The following is a 16,472-nucleotide window of genomic DNA, read 5'->3' on the forward strand; positions in this document are numbered from 1 at the left end:
CTCACCTAGGAAACTATTGTCCTGTTTCTTGCCAAAGAACACTAAGAGCGCCTCCCTTGCCCCCTGCGGTTGTATCGCATAGAGGAATACAATCAATCTGCTTCACGTTCCTTTTTTAATAATTCTGCAATCAAAAAAGCAAGTTCCAAGGATTGATCTGCATTTAAACGCGGATCGCAATGGGTATGATAACGATCTGATAAATCTTTTGCAGAAATAGCATGCGCCCCTCCCATACACTCTGTTACATCACGACCCGTCATTTCGATATGCACCCCACCCGGATAAGTGCCTTCCGCGCGATGAATCGCAAAAAAAGTTTCCACCTCTTTTAAAATTCGCTCAAATGGTCGGGTCTTATATCCACTTGCAGTAACTGTATTACCATGCATAGGGTCACAAGACCACACAACCTTATGCCCTTCTCGCTGGACAGCACGAATAAGTGGTGGCAGGTGTTTTTCTACCTGATCACAGCCAAAGCGGGCAATCAATACAAGACGCCCCGCCTCATTATGAGGATTTAAAATATTGATTAAATGCAATAATTCATCCGCATCAAGCGAAGGACCACATTTTAAACCGATAGGGTTCTTGATACCACGGCAATACTCAACATGCGCATGATCAGGTTGACGAGTTCGATCACCGATCCAAACCATATGTCCTGATGTAGTATACCAATCTCCAGAGGTAGAATCAACCCGTGTTAAGGCCTCTTCATAACCTAGCAAAAGCGCTTCATGGCTTGTGTAAAAAGATGTTTCTCGCAAAGAAAGGTGATTTTGTGGTGTGATACCCACCGCACGCATAAAATCCAAGGCTTCACTAATACGCTTCGTTAAAATTTTATACCGCTCTCCTTGGGGGCTATTGCGTACAAAACCCAGCATCCAATTATGTATATTCTCAAGATTAGCGTAGCCCCCTTGCGCAAAAGCACGCAAGAGGTTTAAAGTCGCCGCCGATTGGCGATAGGCCATGGACATACGCTGTGGATCAGGCATACGAGCTTCTGCCGAAAATTCAATCCCATTGATAATATCACCGCGGTAAGAGGGCAACGTGACCCCTCCCTGCACTTCCACATCGGCTGAGCGTGGCTTGGCAAATTGACCTGCAATACGACCAATCTTCACCACAGGTTTTGAACCACCATAGGTCAAAACAATTGCCATTTGCAAAAAAACACGGAAAAAATCGCGAATATTATCTCCCCCATGCTCGGCAAAGCTTTCCGCGCAATCACCGCCTTGTAATAAAAAGGCTCGCCCCTCAACTACGGCAGCTAATTCATTTTTTAAATTACGCGCCTCACCCGCAAAAACCAAAGGTGGATAGCGGTGTAATTTACCTTCCATTTCCTCCAATATCGCTAAATCAGGGTAGGATGGTAATTGCTTGATTGGCTTTGTCCGCCAAGATTGCGGGCTCCATGCGCTTGTCATTCTTATATCCTTAATTTTTAATGACGCGAATTCTTTTAGAATAATCGACTTTATTCAAAAGACCAAATATATTATGAAATCAGCTGTTTTTGACCGTTCTTATAAGTATAACTAGGCTGATACATTGTCACTAATTCTTCAGCAGCCGTAGGGTGCACCGCCATGGTTTTATCAAACATCTCTTTGCTCAGCCCGCCCTTTAAGGCAATGCCAAGCAATTGAATCATTTCGCCGGCTTCAGAGCCTAAAATATGGACACCAACCACCTGCCGGCTCTTTCCATCAACCACCAATTTCATTAACATTTTCTGCTCCCCCGCCGAAATAACGTAACGCATCGGGCGAAAATGCGCCCGATAAACCTCTACATGCTCATAGATACGGCAGGCTTCCTCTTCAGATAGCCCTACTGTTCCAAGCTCTGGTTGAGAAAAAACCGCAGTAGCAACCAAATCATGATCAGGAGCCGTAGGGTTATTATGAAACGCTGTTTGAATAAAACACATGGCCTCATGGATAGCTACGGGGGTCAAGGCAATACGATTTGTCACATCGCCCACCGCCCAAATATGCGGCTGGCTTGTCGTCATAAAAGCATCGACCTCTACCGCTCCTTTAACATTTACTTTAACACCCGCATTCTCAAGACCTAACCCTTGCGTATTGGGCCGTCGTCCCAAAGCTACCATCACTTGATTACCTACCAGTCTCATCCCACTTGATAAGTGCACCTGGTAACCGCCATCTATTGGGGCAACCTCTAAGGGTTTTTCTCCATAAATAAGGTTAACCCCCTTTGCACGCATCGCATCGCTCAAAGTTTGACGCAGATCATCATCAAAGCCACGCAAAAATAAATCACCTCGATAGGCAAGATGGGTTTTTGTACCAAAACCGTGGAATATATTGGCAAATTCTACAGCAATATAACCACCGCCCAAAACCACGATTGACTGTGGACGTGTTTTTAAGTCGAACACTTGATCTGATGTTAGGCAATATTCAGCGCCTTTGAGGCTGGACGGAATGGAAACACACCCACCTGTCGCAATCAAAATTTTCTCCGCCCGTATTTTCTCCCCAGTATTGATAATTTCCAATGTGTGTTCATCAATAAAAACAGCGCGGCTTTCATAAATATGTACATTATTATTCTCTAGCCCGAAGCGATAAAGCCCCTCTAAGCGCTTGATCTCTTTATCTTTTGCTGCAATCAAAGCCTGCCAATCATGGGTAGGAGGAGGACATTGCCAGCCGAAGCCTGCGCTTTCCGCAAAACTCTGAGCATAATGCGAAGCGTAGACAAATAATTTCTTTGGTACACAACCTCGTATAACGCATGTCCCCCCGATCCGATACTCTTCGGCTAAAGCCACCCGCTTGCCACCTGCCGCGGCTAACCGCGCTGCGCGTACGCCCCCTGAGCCGCCACCAATAACAAATAAATCAAAATCAAACACCATAAAATCCATCTCTACTATCTGTGCTCAGCTAAAGCATAATATAAATTGCGGTATAAATCACTCCGATTTTCAGAGCCATTCAATCGCTGCAACAATATCTTTCATCCATGCGCCATTATATTATGGCTTTACTAACTTCTCAGAAGCGGGTGTATCGGACATAGCTTTTGCAACATTGACACGCAAATCATGAGCAATACCCTGACGCCATACGTTGAAAGCGCCCAATATGTCACGCGTAGCATCGGGTCCATGTTTTAATAATTTTTTACCTGTTTCTGATTCATAGAACTGCGCAATTTGCGTTAGCTCTGCCACACTAAAATAAGTAGCATAAATACGTGCGGCCTCCTCTTCCAAATCAAACCGCCGCTTAGCTAAAGCCAAAGCTTGTTCATCAACAATATCAGAGATTTGATCCGCTAGGTTTGGGTTTTTTGCTGCCAGTTCATCCTTTAAATCACGCGCTGCTGCAGGTAAAAAATCATCAAACATATCGGTGGAATGGATAGCTGCCAAAGCTTTTCGAGCCGCTTGAATAGGCGCGTTTGACATTGGCGGCACATTTTGCGCCATTCCAAAGCTTACAGTCATTGCAAAAGCCGCTCCAAAAATAACTGACTTTATAAAATGCTGAGAAAAAATATTACTACGCATCCAACGATATCTCCTAATTATATAACCTAAAAACCCGAGAGCGCAAAGCTCATCAGAATGGTTCGGCGCTTCCTCTAACTCTTAATGCCTAATATTACTAGGTTAAAATAGTTACCCCACCATTTTTACCCGCAACCACACATGCGCTTGCTAAATCAAGAAAAAGCCCATGTTCTACAACACCCGGAATCGCAAAGAGTGCTTGGGACAAAGCATAGGGGTCAGCAATTTTACCAAAGGCCGCATCCAAAATTAGATGCCCGCCATCCGTATAAAAGGGAGCCCCACTTACCACACGCAAAATAATCTCCTGGGGCAGGTCAAATGCACAAGCCACATCAATAATCGCACGCTTTGTAGCCTCAAAACCAAAAGCATTTACCTCAATAGGCAACGGAAAGGCACCCAATTCTGTAACCAATTTACTTTCATCAGCAATCACTAACATTTTTTTTGAAGCATAAGCTACAATTTTCTCCCGCAGCAAAGCTCCACCGCCGCCCTTCAAAAGTGCCATTCTAGGGCCAATTTCATCAGCACCGTCAACAGTAAGGTCTAATGTTGATACAGCACCCAAGCTCGTTGTAGGAATTCCCAACGCTTGACATAAAGCCTCGCTACGATTTGAAGTTGCTACCCCGCAAATCTTCAAGCCCTCCTTTACGCGTTCGGCCAAAAGACGTATAAAAGCCTCTGCAGTCGAACCCGTTCCAATGCCCAATCGCATGCCATCTTCTACCCATTCAAGCGCTTTCTGAGCGGCCGCTTTCTTTAAATCCTCATCGTTCATTCTATCCTCACAATCAAAATAGATAATTCCACATAACCAAAGCTATAGGCCACGTCCAATATAAAATACGCCTTCAGGGCTCGCCATCAAGCTTTACTGCCTTTTTCAATGCATTGACTGCATAGCGACGATAAGCAGTCCAAGGACGCAAAGCAAACGGATAAGCCCACTCTACTCGACCATTTTGCCATATAATAACACTCCCGCGCCGTACCAAAGCTTCGCGAGTGATCAAAATACCAGCAAAACCCTCACACTCCTCCCCGCGCCTCAACCGTAAATCCACAATGATATCAGCTACTGTACAAGGAGGCGCGTACCTCTTACTATTTTCTAACACAGCCAAACGTATCCCTTCAAAAAGCCGCGCTTGGCAAAGCGCTTGATGACAGTGAAACTGGTGAGGCAATTCAATCATGCTTTCGTTAACCTTTCTCAAAGGCGGGATAACGGTAGGAATTGAAAAAGTCGTCCGCCAAATGTTAGTGGTAAAAAGAGAGGGGCGCGATCTATCCACGTATAAAGTCTTATCAGCTACCGCTCCTACCAATTTCCCATTTTCTGCAACCAAAACCAATGGTTTTGGTTGCCACCAACAAAGCCCTAGACCAAAGGCGAAAACTGGTAAAAAAAACAAGCGTAAATGCGTTTTAAAGAAAACCAAAATTGCCAAGGCAAAACTAAAAGCGCCTAATGCACTCAGAGGCATAAAGCCCAAGTGGATATCAGGACTATGCGTAGATACAAAGCGCGCAATATTAAGTATGATTTCCACCCCTAACCCCATTATCGTCAACGGTGTATCGGCAAGACCAAAGGGCATCACTACACTTGCCAATAAGGCAGAAGGCATCACCACAAGCGACATCACGGGTAAGGCTAAAATATTGCTTATTAGTCCTAACGGCGCGATATTAGCAAAATGGTAGCCTGCAAATATCCCGCTTGCTGCTCCTGCGACAATGGAGGCTCCTGCCGTTGAGCTTGCAGATGCTAAAATAAAACGGCCTACACGCCAATAAAGAGGTGGCGGAACAAAAAATTTTGCTCCCTCAGGTATAGAACGCTTTAAATGCCAACTACGCCAAACCCCAAAACTAGCAATTAACGCCGCGGTAGCAGAAAAAGACATCTGAAAGCTTGGCCCCATGACCTCATGCGGAGTAAAAAGGATGCATATCCATCCTGCAATCGCCAGATTACGCATTGTCAAAGCTGGTCTATCTCCCAAAATCGCAAGCAACATCACCGCTACCATAATAAAACTACGTGTAGCTGCAACTTGTACGCCAGAAAGCAATAAATAAAACGCCGCCGTCCCAAGAGCCCCCAGAGCAGCAATTTTTTTAATAGGATAATGTGCAGAAAAAGTGAGAAAACATGCCAAAATACTACGAATTACCAGCATTACCATACCACTAACCATAGCCATATGGAGACCAGAAATTGAAAGAATATGAGCAAGTCCTGCAATACGTAAAGCCTTATTAGTGGAATCATCAATCCCAGTCCTTTGGCCCGTAATAAGCGCTGCTGCCACTTTGCCAGCTTGCCCCCCTATACTATGTTCAATTGTTTTTGCCATATTTATACGCAAAAATGCGAAGCTCTCTTGAGCTCTTTGCCACAGGCTGGGGGCAAAAAAACTACCAATCTTCTGAGGCGTTTGAAAATAAAAACCTAGTCCTCCCAAGCGCTTAAAATAATTATAAAAACCAAAATCATAACCTGCTGGCCTCAACGGTCCATTAGGTGCACGCAAATGCACCCGTCCCACTACGACATCACCCAAGTGCAAATCTGCTGGTACGCGGCGAGCTGTAAGCCTCACGTAACGCGGCGCGTGGTAGAGCTCAGGCGACTTTGTTGATAAAACCATAAGGAGCAGACGGCTTCCCCCTTTTGGCAAAACTTCTAAATCTGTTAGCCGCCCCGTGAGCGTGGTAGAAATTTCCACCCCCACTTGTGGAGCATCTACCCGCCATGTTTCCACTTTAGCAGCCATAAACCCAAGCAAAAAACACAGCCCTCCTTGTAAAAGCCATGAAGCGCGGGGCCAATGCCATACCCCTATCAAAGCAACTACACCTACGCATATAAGGCTCACAAAACTTATAAAAGAAGGCTCAAAGGGTAGACAAAAATATGTCACAGCTCCCATTAATCCCAACATAAACCCTAATAAAAATCGGGTTCCTCGGGCGCTTTCCATAGCCCAATAATGGAAGAAAACGGCCAGTATTTTATTGATCGCCACCATTTCCCCCGTGGTCACGCGGCAAAAGCTCGTTGTGCATTTTAACACACTAAGGTAGTTTGCAACTTACGCTTTCTTGCTCAGAAGGCAACAAACTTAACATTAAGAGGCTTAATAAATCCATGGCCATAAATAGTGCAAAGTAGCCTTGTGATTTTCTATGAATCGGCTATGCCTAGATTAATAACCATTAAAATGCAAAAATCGGAGAAAAAATGTCTACCCCCGTTATCACCCGTTTTGCCCCTTCACCTACTGGCTTTTTGCATATTGGCGGGGCGCGTACCGCACTTTTTAATTGGCTCTACGCCCGTCGTCACGGCGGAAAAATGCTCTTGCGCATTGAAGATACAGACCGCGAACGCTCTACAAAAGAAGCTGTAGATGCCATTATCCAAGGACTGGACTGGTTAGGCCTTGCTCATGATGGGGATGTTATTTCTCAATATAGCCGTGTGGCTCGCCACCGTGAAGTTGCCGAACAATTAGTGAAATCTGGCAAAGCTTATTATTGCTACGCCAGCCCAGAAGAGCTAGCCTCTATGCGTGAACAAGCTATAGCAGAAGGACGCCCACCTCGCTACGATGGGCGCTGGCGTGACCGAGCTCCAGCAGCAGCGCAAAAAAACATTCAACCCACTATACGGATCAAAGCGCCTCTTGATGGTGAAACCATTGTTCGTGACCGCGTACAAGGTACTATCCGCTTTCCAAATAAAGACCTTGATGATTTTATCATCCTACGCTCCAATGGCACACCCACCTATATGCACGCTGTCGTAGTGGATGACCATGATATGGGCATTACCCATATTATTCGTGGCGATGACCACCTCACCAACGCAGCACGTCAAACCCTGATTTTTCAAGCAATGGGCTGGCCTGTTCCCACCATGGCACATATCCCGCTTATTCATGGAGCGGATGGGGCTAAACTATCCAAGCGTCATGGCGCGCTAGGAATAGACGCCTATCGTGCCATGGGCTATTTGCCCCAAGCTTTGCGCAATTATCTTGTTCGGCTAGGCTGGAGCCACCAAAATGATGAGATCATATCTGATGAAGATATGATTGCTTGGTTTGATATTGAAAACATCAACAAAAGCGCTGCACGCTTTGATTTTAAAAAACTAGAAGCTGTTAACGGCCATTACATCCGCACAAGCGACAACCAGACACTTTTTCATACCCTCATTAAAACACTACCTTATCTTGAGGGGGGAAATGCTATCCTTAACCAAACAGACAACGCGAAGTATGATCAATTATTAGCCGCTATGCCTGCTCTCAAAGATCGATCTAAGACCTTGACCGACTTACTAAAGGGTGCGCAATTTATTTTTACCACATCACCCATAATGATAGAGGAAAAGGCCGCTATCCACTTAGACGAAAACGGCAGGGCTCTGCTTAGAGATCTGCTACCACTATTAAAGGCACAAAAATCATGGGAACTTGATACTTTAAAAGCAGTGATTCATCAATTTGGAGAAGAACACGGCTATAAATTAGGACAGCTTGCTCAGCCTTTGCGTGCCGCTCTTACCGGCTGCGCCACCTCGCCCTCGGTTTTTGAAGTATTAACTATATTAGGGCGCACCCAGTCCCTTGCTCGATTAGAGGCTCAAACAACCCAAACTAATACGGGAAAGGAGGGCACCAATTGACATTTAGGGCAAAAAAGTTATGCTTTTGTTAAATTTTGCGCTGGATCAGCTTCCCGCTCCTTATCATTATTAAATTTCATGGGGCGAGTCATCTAACCAAGGAGGCTCTTAAATATTTGCGATAAGTAACCTCTATAGATCCTCAATTTCGCAGTGCAAAAAAATACATAAAATCGAAAGGAATAACCATTGTCTAAGAATCAAGCCCATATTTCAATAATAGACAAAGCCATTACCTTGCCTATCCGCGAAAGCACAATCGGGCCTAACGTTATTGAAATCGCGCCTCTTTACAAAGAAAGTGGTACCTTTACTTATGACCCAGGCTTTACGTCTACCGCTTCATGTGAATCAAAAATTACCTATATTGATGGTGACGAGGGCGTACTTTTATACCGCGGCTATTCCATTGATGAATTAGCCGAAAAGGGTGACTTTCTTGAAAGCTGTTATCTGCTACTTTATGGTGAATTACCCAGCGCCAAGCAAAAGGCCGAATTCGACCAAACAATCCGAAAACATACTATGGTACACGAGCAGTTTTCACGGTTTTTTCATGGATTCCGCCGCGATTCTCATCCTATGGCCGTGATGGTTGCCTCCTTAGGGGCTATGTCTGCCTTTTATCACGATTCCATCGACATAACCGATCCGCACCAACGAATGGTGGCCTCTATGCGGCTAATTGCCAAGGTTCCGACCTTGGCGGCGATGGTCTATAAATACAGTATTGGTGAACCTTTTATTTATCCACAAAACAATTTAAGTTATGCTGCTAACTTCTTGCACATGTGTTTTGCTGTCCCCTGCGAAGACTATAAAGTAAACCCCATACTGGCTCGAGCCATGGATAGAATCTTTACTCTCCACGCGGATCATGAACAAAATGCCTCCACTTCTACGGTGCGACTTGCAGGATCTTCTGGTGCAAATCCTTTTGCCTGTATAGCTGCTGGCGTAGCTTGTTTGTGGGGGCCCGCCCACGGCGGTGCTAATGAAGCTTGTCTGAAGATGCTACAAGAGATAGGCACAGTTGATAAAATTCCTGAATTTGTAGCGCGCGCTAAGGATCGTAATGATCCTTTTCGCCTTATGGGCTTTGGGCACCGCGTCTATAAAAATTACGACCCGCGCGCCAAAATCATGCAACAAACCTGCCATGAAGTTTTAGCTGAATTGGGCATTAAAGATGACCCACTCCTTGATATTGCCATAGAACTTGAGCGCATAGCCCTTCATGACGATTATTTTATTGAAAAGAAACTCTATCCTAATGTCGATTTCTATTCTGGAATCACGCTAAAAGCTCTCGGCTTTCCTACCAGCATGTTTACTGTGCTTTTTGCTTTGGCGCGAAGTGTTGGCTGGGTAGCACAATGGAAGGAAATGATTGAGGATCCAGCTCAAAAAATTGGCCGCCCGCGCCAGCTTTACACGGGCCCTCGTCCTCGATCATACGTTGAAATGACTGAACGTCATTAATAGAAACGCCTGTGTAAAAGCAGGCGCTCTCATAAAATTATAAATAAAGAAGGGGAACTCTATGAAACACTTTAAAAAATATCTTGCTTTTACTGCTCTTACCCTAGCTACTACTAGTACAGTAGAAGCTGAAACCATCCGTTTCGCTAGCGAAGGTGCCTATCCGCCCTTTAATATGGTGGATTCCAACAATAAGCTTTATGGCTTTGAGATTGAACTCGTTAAAGCCATGTGCGATGAGATCAAAGCTAACTGCCCCTTTACCGCCCAAGATTGGGAAGGACTCATGCCTGGGCTTTTAGCAAATAAATATGACGCAGTAATCGCCAGTATATCCATTACCGATGAGCGCAAGGCAATCGTTGACTTCTCCGACCCCTATTACACCAGTTATAGCGCTTTTGCCGTACTTAAAAATTCGCCTATTCAAAATATGGATCCGAAATCCTTTATCAATAAATCTATCGGTGCCCAAGCTGGCACGATACAAGCAATGTATGCGGAAGATACATACGCCCCAATCGGCGCAACGGTCAAACTTTACAGCACAGCAGAAGAAGCCAATAATGAACTTGGCAATCAACGTGTAGACGCAGTTATAAATGATAACCTACCTCTGCTCGAATGGCTTAATAATGATTCTCATGGCTGTTGCCGCTATCTGGGAAAAGTAGATTCAACAGCCTCCCCCATGGCAATTGCCATCCGGAAAAACTCAGATCTTCTCAAAGAAAAGCTTAACAGAGCCTTAGCCGCCATCCAAGCTAATGGCACCTATACCAAACTCAAAGCTAAATATTTCAGATATGAAAAAAATTAGTCTATGCATTAAGCCAAAAAATATATAGCGTGCACCCTATTAAAGGGGACGTGTTTCAAAAAGGTAAACAATTATATCATAGTCTATAATTAAGAAATGGGAATCTATGAAACGAAAAATACAAATGTCTGCTGTTGGCGCCTGCTTACTCGCTCTCACAACCATTTCAAAAGCTGAAATCATCCGCTTTGCGAGTGAGGGCGCTTATCCCCCCTTTGATATGATAGATTCCAACGGTCAGCTTTATGGCTTTGAGATTGAACTCGTTAAAGCCATGTGCGATGAAATGAAAGCCGACTGCCCCTTTATTGCCCAAGATTGGGAAGGCCTTATGCCGGGGCTTTTAGCAAATAAATATGACGCAGTAATCGCTGGTATCTCTGTTACACCAGAACGCGAAGCGGTCATTGATTTTGCGGCCCCCTATCAAACTACTTATAATGCTTTTGCTGTGCGCAAGGATTCGCCTATCAACGATATGAGTCCTCAGTCATTTGCCGGCAAAATTATAGCTACCCAAGCAAGTGCAGCGCAGGCTATATATGCTGAAGATGTATATGTAGCTGCCGGCGCCCAAGTTCGACTTTACGCTACAGCTCAGGAAGCCAATAGAGACCTCGCTAACCATCGCGTAGATGCCGTTACTAACAATAATCTTCCGCTTTTAGAATGGTTAAACACAGATGGGCGCGATTGTTGCCGTTATTTGGGAAAGCTAGATTCAACCGCCACCACAATGGCAATTGCTGTTCGCAAAAAATCTAATTCCTTGAAAGATAGATTAAATAAAGCTCTTGAATCTATAAAGAGAAATGGAACATACGATAAACTTATAAAAAAATATTTTAAATACACTGATGAATAATATTTATAAATTGCCATAAATATAGATTGCATAATTTATAAAAAAGTAAATCCATTTAAAGATAAAATAAATAAGGGGGATTAAATTTTATTTAAAAATTTCTTACTTAACTAAAGGTAACCTTAATATACATCATTGAATGAGATGCAAAAAACTGAAATAAATATAAGGAGGATCTTATGAAATTTTTTGTGACCGCACTTTTTGCTGGGGCTATGTTTTTTTACGCCCCCAATAGCCAAGCTGAGACCATCAGAGTGGGCTCAGATTCTGACTATCCACCCTTCTCCTATGTCGATTCGAACAATAACCCTAAAGGATTTGACGTAGAGCTAATCAAAGCGGTATGCGATGAAATGAAAGTAACGTGCTCCATTAGATTTCAAGAATTTGATGGGCTTATCCCTGGGTTATTAGCTAGTAAATATGATGTTATTCTTTCCTCAATTTCTGTCACTGAGGAACGCAAGAAAATTGTTGATTTCACCGATCCCTATTACAGTAGCGTGTTTGAAATTGGGGTTCAAAAAAACTCCTCCATAAAAGATGTAAAACCCCAATCGCTCAAAGGAAAGGTTTTAGGTGCCAAAGGCTCAACCACGCAAGGAATGTATGCTGAAGATGTTTACGGGCCTGCAGGCGCTATCGTAAAACTTTACCGCACCACAGATGAAGCCAATAGTGACCTCGCGACGGGGCGTCTAGATGCTCTTATCCATGACAAATTTCCCCTAGATACATGGCTTGCGACTAAAGGTAAAGCCTGCTGCAAACTATTGGGCGAAGTTGAAGATACGCGTGTGCCTATCGCTATGGCAGTGCGTAAGAATTCACCTGAATTACTCTCGCGTCTGAACAAAGCCATCGCTACTGTGCATGCGAATGGAACCTATAAAAAAATCTATGACAAATATCTAAAAATCGAAAATTACCAATCAAACGGGGAGAAGTAATAAAAACAGCCCGCTTTGAATATTAAACAAGTTGCCCGATACTGTAAACCAAACTAGCTTCTTAAGTGGACAGAAGCGCCACTATCTTAAGTTATGAAGTAATGTGGAATTTTTATGCTAGAAACATTATCACTACTATCGCTTAGCGAAGGGGGCTGGGGCTGGGTCATGCTCATTGGTTCGGGCGTTACCATCTCTTTAGCATTGTGCTGTCTGCCATTAGGCCTGCCTCTTGGGCTTATTCTTGCCCTGATGACCCGGTCACAAAGCATAATATGCAGCCGCGTTGCTATTATCTTTTCAACAATCTTCCGTAGCCTACCGGAATTATTGACCCTATTCCTTGTCTATAATGGCGGTCAGATCCTTGTGCAAAATGCTTTAAATTATTTTAACATCCCCGCCACATTTTCGATTAATGCTTTTGTAGCAGGGATCATTGGCTTGGGTACGGTTTTTGCGGTTTTCTCGTGTGAGGCATGGCTTGGAGCATTTCAAGTGGTTAATCAGGGTCAATATGAAGCCGCAAAGGCTCTCAATCTTTCATACAATACTACCTTTTGGAGGGTGATTTTTCCGCAATTGGTTCGCCATGCTTTACCTAGCTTATCGAATAATTGGCTCTGTCTTTTAAAAGATACCTCTCTAGTTTCAACTATTTCTTTAATTGACCTTATGCGTCAAACAAACCTTGCTGCTGTGGTGACTAAAGAACCCCTTTTGTTTTACAGCGCTGCCTGTATTCTTTACTTATTATTTTCCGCCATTTCATCATTCATTTTGTTAAGACTTGAACGGCGAGTGAATGCTGGCTTTAGAAAGGCAGATGCATGATGATACCCGATTGGCTCCATTTTTTGATTGATCCTATCTTGTTTGATCGCTACGCGCCGCGCCTTTTGACAGGATTCCTTACTACTTTACAACTAGTAGGCATTACTTATACGGCGGGGATGGTATTGGGAATGTGCATTGCTATGGCGCGGCTTTCGTCCAATAAAGTTTTACACTATGGGGCTCGAGGCTTTATTTATTTTTTCCGTGGCACCCCGCTTATGGCTCAACTTTTCCTGTTTTACTTCGGTATCGGATCATTTAGCGGATTTTGGCAGAGTGTATGGCTTTGGTGGTTTTTTCAAAGCGCTTGGTATTGCTGTCTCTTTATTTTCACTCTCAACAGCGCAGCCTATCAAGCAGAAATTCTGCGGGGTAGCATCCAATCGGTCTCTCTTGGTCAATACGAAGCGGCACGAGCTTTAAGCTTGAGTAAAAAAGTTACTTTCTATCGTGTCATATTACCTCAGTCCTTTATCATGGCGCTACGCCCCTTGGGAAATGAATTAATCCTCCTGATAAAAAGCAGCGCAGTGGCATCACTTGTCACGATTTACGATCTTATGGGCATGGCAAAACTGGCTTATGCTCGTACCTTTAATCTTCAAGTCTATATTTGGGCAGCTGTTCTTTATCTTATCAGCGTCGAAATTATCCGCCGCATCGTCTATATTATTGAGCATCGCTTAACAAAACACATGAAATAAAGGTTTTAAGCAATTAATTAAACACCAGGAAACTAAAGTATGAATTCACAAATTTTAAGCGCCTCTCCTTCAGAAAATCAACTGATTATTTCTGTACAAAACTTACAAAAATGGTACGGTAATTTTCATGCTTTACACGACATTAATTTAAACGTTAAAAAGGGCGAGCGTATTGTATTATGCGGTCCTTCTGGATCAGGAAAATCGACCCTTATCCGCTGTCTCAATCAATTAGAGCAAGTACAAGAAGGTAAAATTTTTATCGACGGGACTGATATTTGTAGCGCGCCTATCCCTGAGCGCAAAAAGGTTCTACGTGAAGTAGGGATGGTTTTTCAACATTTTAATCTCTTTCCTCATATGACGGCATTAGAAAACTGCTTACTTGCCCCAATAACAGTACAAAAATTAAATAAAAAACAAGCACACGAGCGTGCTATGCAGTACCTTGCCCGAGTTGGCATTGAAATGCATGCCGATAAATACCCTGCTCAGCTCTCAGGTGGCCAACAGCAAAGGGTTGCTATCGCGCGCGCTTTGTGCATGGAGCCGGAGATTATGCTCTTTGATGAACCAACTTCTGCTTTAGACCCAGAAATGGTAGGTGAAGTTCTTGATGTTATGGTCAAGCTCGCCAATACAGGAATGACCATGCTCTGCGTTACCCATGAAATGGGCTTTGCACGCGAAGTTTCAGAAAGGGTCTTATTTTTAGAAAGCGGTACAATTATGGAAGACAGCCCACCCGAAGTCTTCTTCACCAATCCCAAAAGCCAAAGAGCGCAAGATTTTCTTGCCAAGATTAAACATTAATTCGAACAAGATTTACTAGTCAGCCGCTAACGAACCCTAAAGAATTTTCCCCGCAGCTAGCGGGACATAAGACAAGGAAAATCTCAAAATTAATTGCACCATAACAACTCACATAGGCAAAGCTGTTTTCAAAACTGGTGTTCTTTAAGTCTCCACAGCAACCATTGCGCCTATTTCAGCTTCCGCTACGCATATCCCTTCCACTTTTGCTATACAGGAAAACCAACGCATCCCAGCCCGCTGTTTAACTTTAGTGACATAGATCCGTAATTGATCACCCGGCTGTACAGGTTTGCGGAATTTTGCCTTATCAATCGTCATCAAATAAACAATCTTAGGTTTATCGACCCCCTCAGCCAAAATACTCAAAGCACCCGCGGCTTGAGCCATAGCCTCAATAATCAAAACCCCAGGCATAACAGGGTTCTCGGGAAAATGACCTGCAAAATGCGGCTCATTCATCGTAACATTTTTTAAAGCCACCGCCGACTGGTCGCCTTCAATTTCTACCAAACGATCAATTAACAAAAAGGGATAGCGATGCGGTAAAGCTGATAAAATTTTTCTGATATCCGCAGCCTCCATCTTTAATACGGCTAAAGCGTCCTCTTTCAGGTCATAGTTTTGATCCATAGTTTCCTCTATTATTTAAAATGTAGCGACATTATCTTCCACAGGCTTCCCATCAGATACAAGCTAAAATACACCGCGATATCAAAATCTTTTTACATAACCACGATTACAAATGATAACTAAAAACCCGTAAAAGAAGCAGAAGATCGCTGCTCTTTATTGACCATATAAGTAGCAGAATCCAAATATGTATTGGCTAAAATAACACATTCCGATCCAATCAAACAAGCACGCCCCATAAAAACATTCGAAGCAATGTGAGTTAAAGCGCCAATTCGACAACCCTCTCCAATCACCGTATCAGGCAATCCACCACGTTCAATCACACTACCAGCACCGATTTCTACATAATCTTGAATAATAACACGTCCAAGAAAAATCCCGTTATCCTCCACCAAAGGGAACCAAGAATTTTTTAAGCGATCTTCGCTTAATATGCCATGAGCTTGTTGCTTGTGATCAGTAGGCAAAAACCTAGCCTGACTTCCTCCAATATAGACACCAGAGTGGATGATGACTCTATTACCAATATAGGTATAGCGCAAGCGAGCGCCCTCACCGATCCTACAATTGCGGCCAATACAACACCCATCTTCAATCACAGCTCCAGGACCAACTATAGTTCCAGAACCGATTTCTACATCTTTGCCAATAACCGCTCCCGCCTCAATTTGTACGTTATCTTCAAGTCGAGCCGAAACATCAACGTATCCCGCTCCCCCGCCTTGAAGCACAAAAGGCGTTTCTACTGTTGCTGAAGGCTCAAACAACAAACGTGCAACTTTAAAAAAAGCACGCTTAGCATTATTTATTTGCAAAATTGCCATGGAAGGTGGAGTAGAAAGCGTTACACCATCTTCACATACAAGCGCACTTGCGGAGCTATCCTCTAAGCATCGCCCATCTTCCTGCGCAAATATAGCAGGCAAAAATATTAAGGCTCCTGGACGCGCATTTTGCAGTGTTGTAATATCCAAAATTAGCTGAGAAGGTGCTCCATGCAGTAATTGTGCCCCACTTCTGTCGGCAATCTCACCCACAGTCAATGAACGGACTGGCTTATAAAAATTTAAATCCGTCACG

15 protein-coding genes are annotated in these 16,472 nt (G+C 43.7%); 8 read left to right on the top strand and 7 right to left on the bottom strand.

Features of this window, described 5'->3' with window-relative positions:
* Window positions 1-92: 92 nt before the first annotated feature.
* From ACK28X_RS08695 to ACK28X_RS08715, 5 genes are all read right to left on the bottom strand, one after another.
* Window positions 93-1,448: a class II 3-deoxy-7-phosphoheptulonate synthase gene (locus ACK28X_RS08695; RefSeq protein ID WP_412058534.1), complete on the bottom strand. Its 1,356-nt coding sequence runs from the start codon at window positions 1,446-1,448 to the stop codon at window positions 93-95.
* 71 nt (window positions 1,449-1,519) lie between these two features.
* Window positions 1,520-2,911, bottom strand: a complete 1,392-nt coding sequence (gene gor, locus ACK28X_RS08700) for a glutathione-disulfide reductase (protein WP_412058535.1) — start codon at window positions 2,909-2,911, stop codon at window positions 1,520-1,522.
* 120 nt (window positions 2,912-3,031) lie between these two features.
* Window positions 3,032-3,568, bottom strand: a complete 537-nt coding sequence (locus tag ACK28X_RS08705; protein WP_412058536.1) for a DUF2059 domain-containing protein — start codon at window positions 3,566-3,568, stop codon at window positions 3,032-3,034.
* Between the two features lie 97 nt (window positions 3,569-3,665).
* Window positions 3,666-4,358, bottom strand: a complete 693-nt coding sequence (gene rpiA / locus ACK28X_RS08710; RefSeq protein WP_412058537.1) for a ribose-5-phosphate isomerase RpiA — start codon at window positions 4,356-4,358, stop codon at window positions 3,666-3,668.
* Between the two features lie 73 nt (window positions 4,359-4,431).
* Entirely contained in the window at window positions 4,432-6,663 is a 2,232-nt protein-coding gene (locus ACK28X_RS08715) for a ComEC/Rec2 family competence protein (protein WP_412058538.1), read from the bottom strand.
* Window positions 6,664-6,830: 167 nt separating this feature from the next.
* Here ACK28X_RS08715 and gltX point away from each other — a divergent pair, with 167 nt between their 5' ends.
* The 8 genes from gltX to ACK28X_RS08755 all read left to right on the top strand — a co-directional run bounded on the left by gltX (window position 6,831) and on the right by ACK28X_RS08755 (window position 14,756).
* Complete coding sequence (gene gltX, locus ACK28X_RS08720; RefSeq protein ID WP_412058539.1) at window positions 6,831-8,282, top strand: glutamate--tRNA ligase; 1,452 nt, start codon at window positions 6,831-6,833, stop codon at window positions 8,280-8,282.
* A 189-nt stretch (window positions 8,283-8,471) separates the two neighbouring features.
* Entirely contained in the window at window positions 8,472-9,764 is a 1,293-nt protein-coding gene (gltA, locus tag ACK28X_RS08725) for a citrate synthase (RefSeq protein ID WP_412058540.1), read from the top strand.
* 61 nt (window positions 9,765-9,825) lie between these two features.
* Window positions 9,826-10,584, top strand: coding sequence for a transporter substrate-binding domain-containing protein (locus tag ACK28X_RS08730; RefSeq protein ID WP_412058541.1), 759 nt, complete (start codon window positions 9,826-9,828; stop codon window positions 10,582-10,584).
* A 106-nt stretch (window positions 10,585-10,690) separates the two neighbouring features.
* On the top strand, window positions 10,691-11,449 hold the full coding sequence (locus ACK28X_RS08735) for a transporter substrate-binding domain-containing protein (RefSeq protein WP_412058542.1): 759 nt from the start codon (window positions 10,691-10,693) through the stop codon (window positions 11,447-11,449).
* Between the two features lie 179 nt (window positions 11,450-11,628).
* Entirely contained in the window at window positions 11,629-12,402 is a 774-nt protein-coding gene (locus ACK28X_RS08740; protein ID WP_412058543.1) for a transporter substrate-binding domain-containing protein, read from the top strand.
* 114 nt (window positions 12,403-12,516) lie between these two features.
* Window positions 12,517-13,236 carry an ABC transporter permease gene (locus ACK28X_RS08745; RefSeq protein ID WP_412058544.1) on the top strand — a complete coding sequence of 240 codons (720 nt, stop codon included), beginning with the start codon at window positions 12,517-12,519 and terminating at the stop codon, window positions 13,234-13,236.
* Window positions 13,236-13,943 (top strand): ABC transporter permease, encoded by a 708-nt coding sequence (locus tag ACK28X_RS08750; RefSeq protein WP_412058683.1) that lies wholly within the window; start codon window positions 13,236-13,238, stop codon window positions 13,941-13,943. The genes ACK28X_RS08745 and ACK28X_RS08750 overlap by 1 nt, the downstream gene beginning before the upstream one ends.
* A gap of 39 nt (window positions 13,944-13,982) precedes the next feature.
* A complete protein-coding gene (locus tag ACK28X_RS08755) occupies window positions 13,983-14,756 on the top strand; it encodes an amino acid ABC transporter ATP-binding protein (RefSeq protein WP_412058545.1) in 774 nt (257 codons plus the stop codon).
* A gap of 144 nt (window positions 14,757-14,900) precedes the next feature.
* Here the strand turns inward: ACK28X_RS08755 and fabZ are convergent, their stop codons facing one another.
* Window positions 14,901-15,389 carry a 3-hydroxyacyl-ACP dehydratase FabZ gene (fabZ, locus tag ACK28X_RS08760; protein WP_412058546.1) on the bottom strand — a complete coding sequence of 163 codons (489 nt, stop codon included), beginning with the start codon at window positions 15,387-15,389 and terminating at the stop codon, window positions 14,901-14,903.
* A 119-nt stretch (window positions 15,390-15,508) separates the two neighbouring features.
* The gene (locus tag ACK28X_RS08765; RefSeq protein WP_412058547.1) at window positions 15,509-16,471 is read right to left on the bottom strand and encodes a hypothetical protein; all 963 of its coding nucleotides are present in this window, start codon (window positions 16,469-16,471) and stop codon (window positions 15,509-15,511) included.
* Between the last annotated feature and the right edge of the window lies 1 nt (window position 16,472).

This window comes from Bartonella sp. DGB2, assembly GCF_046843095.1.
Taxonomy (GTDB): domain Bacteria; phylum Pseudomonadota; class Alphaproteobacteria; order Rhizobiales; family Rhizobiaceae; genus Bartonella.

What these genes read in the sequence shown, in the direction of transcription:
- ACK28X_RS08695 (WP_412058534.1), bottom strand. Translation starts at nt 1,448, where the DNA reads ATGACAAGCGCATGGAGCCCGCAATCTTGGCGGACAAAGCCAATCAAG.
- gor (WP_412058535.1), bottom strand. Translation starts at nt 2,911, where the DNA reads ATGGTGTTTGATTTTGATTTATTTGTTATTGGTGGCGGCTCAGGGGGC.
- ACK28X_RS08705 (WP_412058536.1), bottom strand. Translation starts at nt 3,568, where the DNA reads ATGCGTAGTAATATTTTTTCTCAGCATTTTATAAAGTCAGTTATTTTT.
- rpiA (WP_412058537.1), bottom strand. Translation starts at nt 4,358, where the DNA reads ATGAACGATGAGGATTTAAAGAAAGCGGCCGCTCAGAAAGCGCTTGAA.
- gltX (WP_412058539.1), top strand. Translation starts at nt 6,831, where the DNA reads ATGTCTACCCCCGTTATCACCCGTTTTGCCCCTTCACCTACTGGCTTT.
- ACK28X_RS08730 (WP_412058541.1), top strand. Translation starts at nt 9,826, where the DNA reads ATGAAACACTTTAAAAAATATCTTGCTTTTACTGCTCTTACCCTAGCT.
- ACK28X_RS08735 (WP_412058542.1), top strand. Translation starts at nt 10,691, where the DNA reads ATGAAACGAAAAATACAAATGTCTGCTGTTGGCGCCTGCTTACTCGCT.
- ACK28X_RS08740 (WP_412058543.1), top strand. Translation starts at nt 11,629, where the DNA reads ATGAAATTTTTTGTGACCGCACTTTTTGCTGGGGCTATGTTTTTTTAC.
- ACK28X_RS08745 (WP_412058544.1), top strand. Translation starts at nt 12,517, where the DNA reads ATGCTAGAAACATTATCACTACTATCGCTTAGCGAAGGGGGCTGGGGC.
- ACK28X_RS08750 (WP_412058683.1), top strand. Translation starts at nt 13,236, where the DNA reads ATGATACCCGATTGGCTCCATTTTTTGATTGATCCTATCTTGTTTGAT.
- ACK28X_RS08755 (WP_412058545.1), top strand. Translation starts at nt 13,983, where the DNA reads ATGAATTCACAAATTTTAAGCGCCTCTCCTTCAGAAAATCAACTGATT.
- fabZ (WP_412058546.1), bottom strand. Translation starts at nt 15,389, where the DNA reads ATGGATCAAAACTATGACCTGAAAGAGGACGCTTTAGCCGTATTAAAG.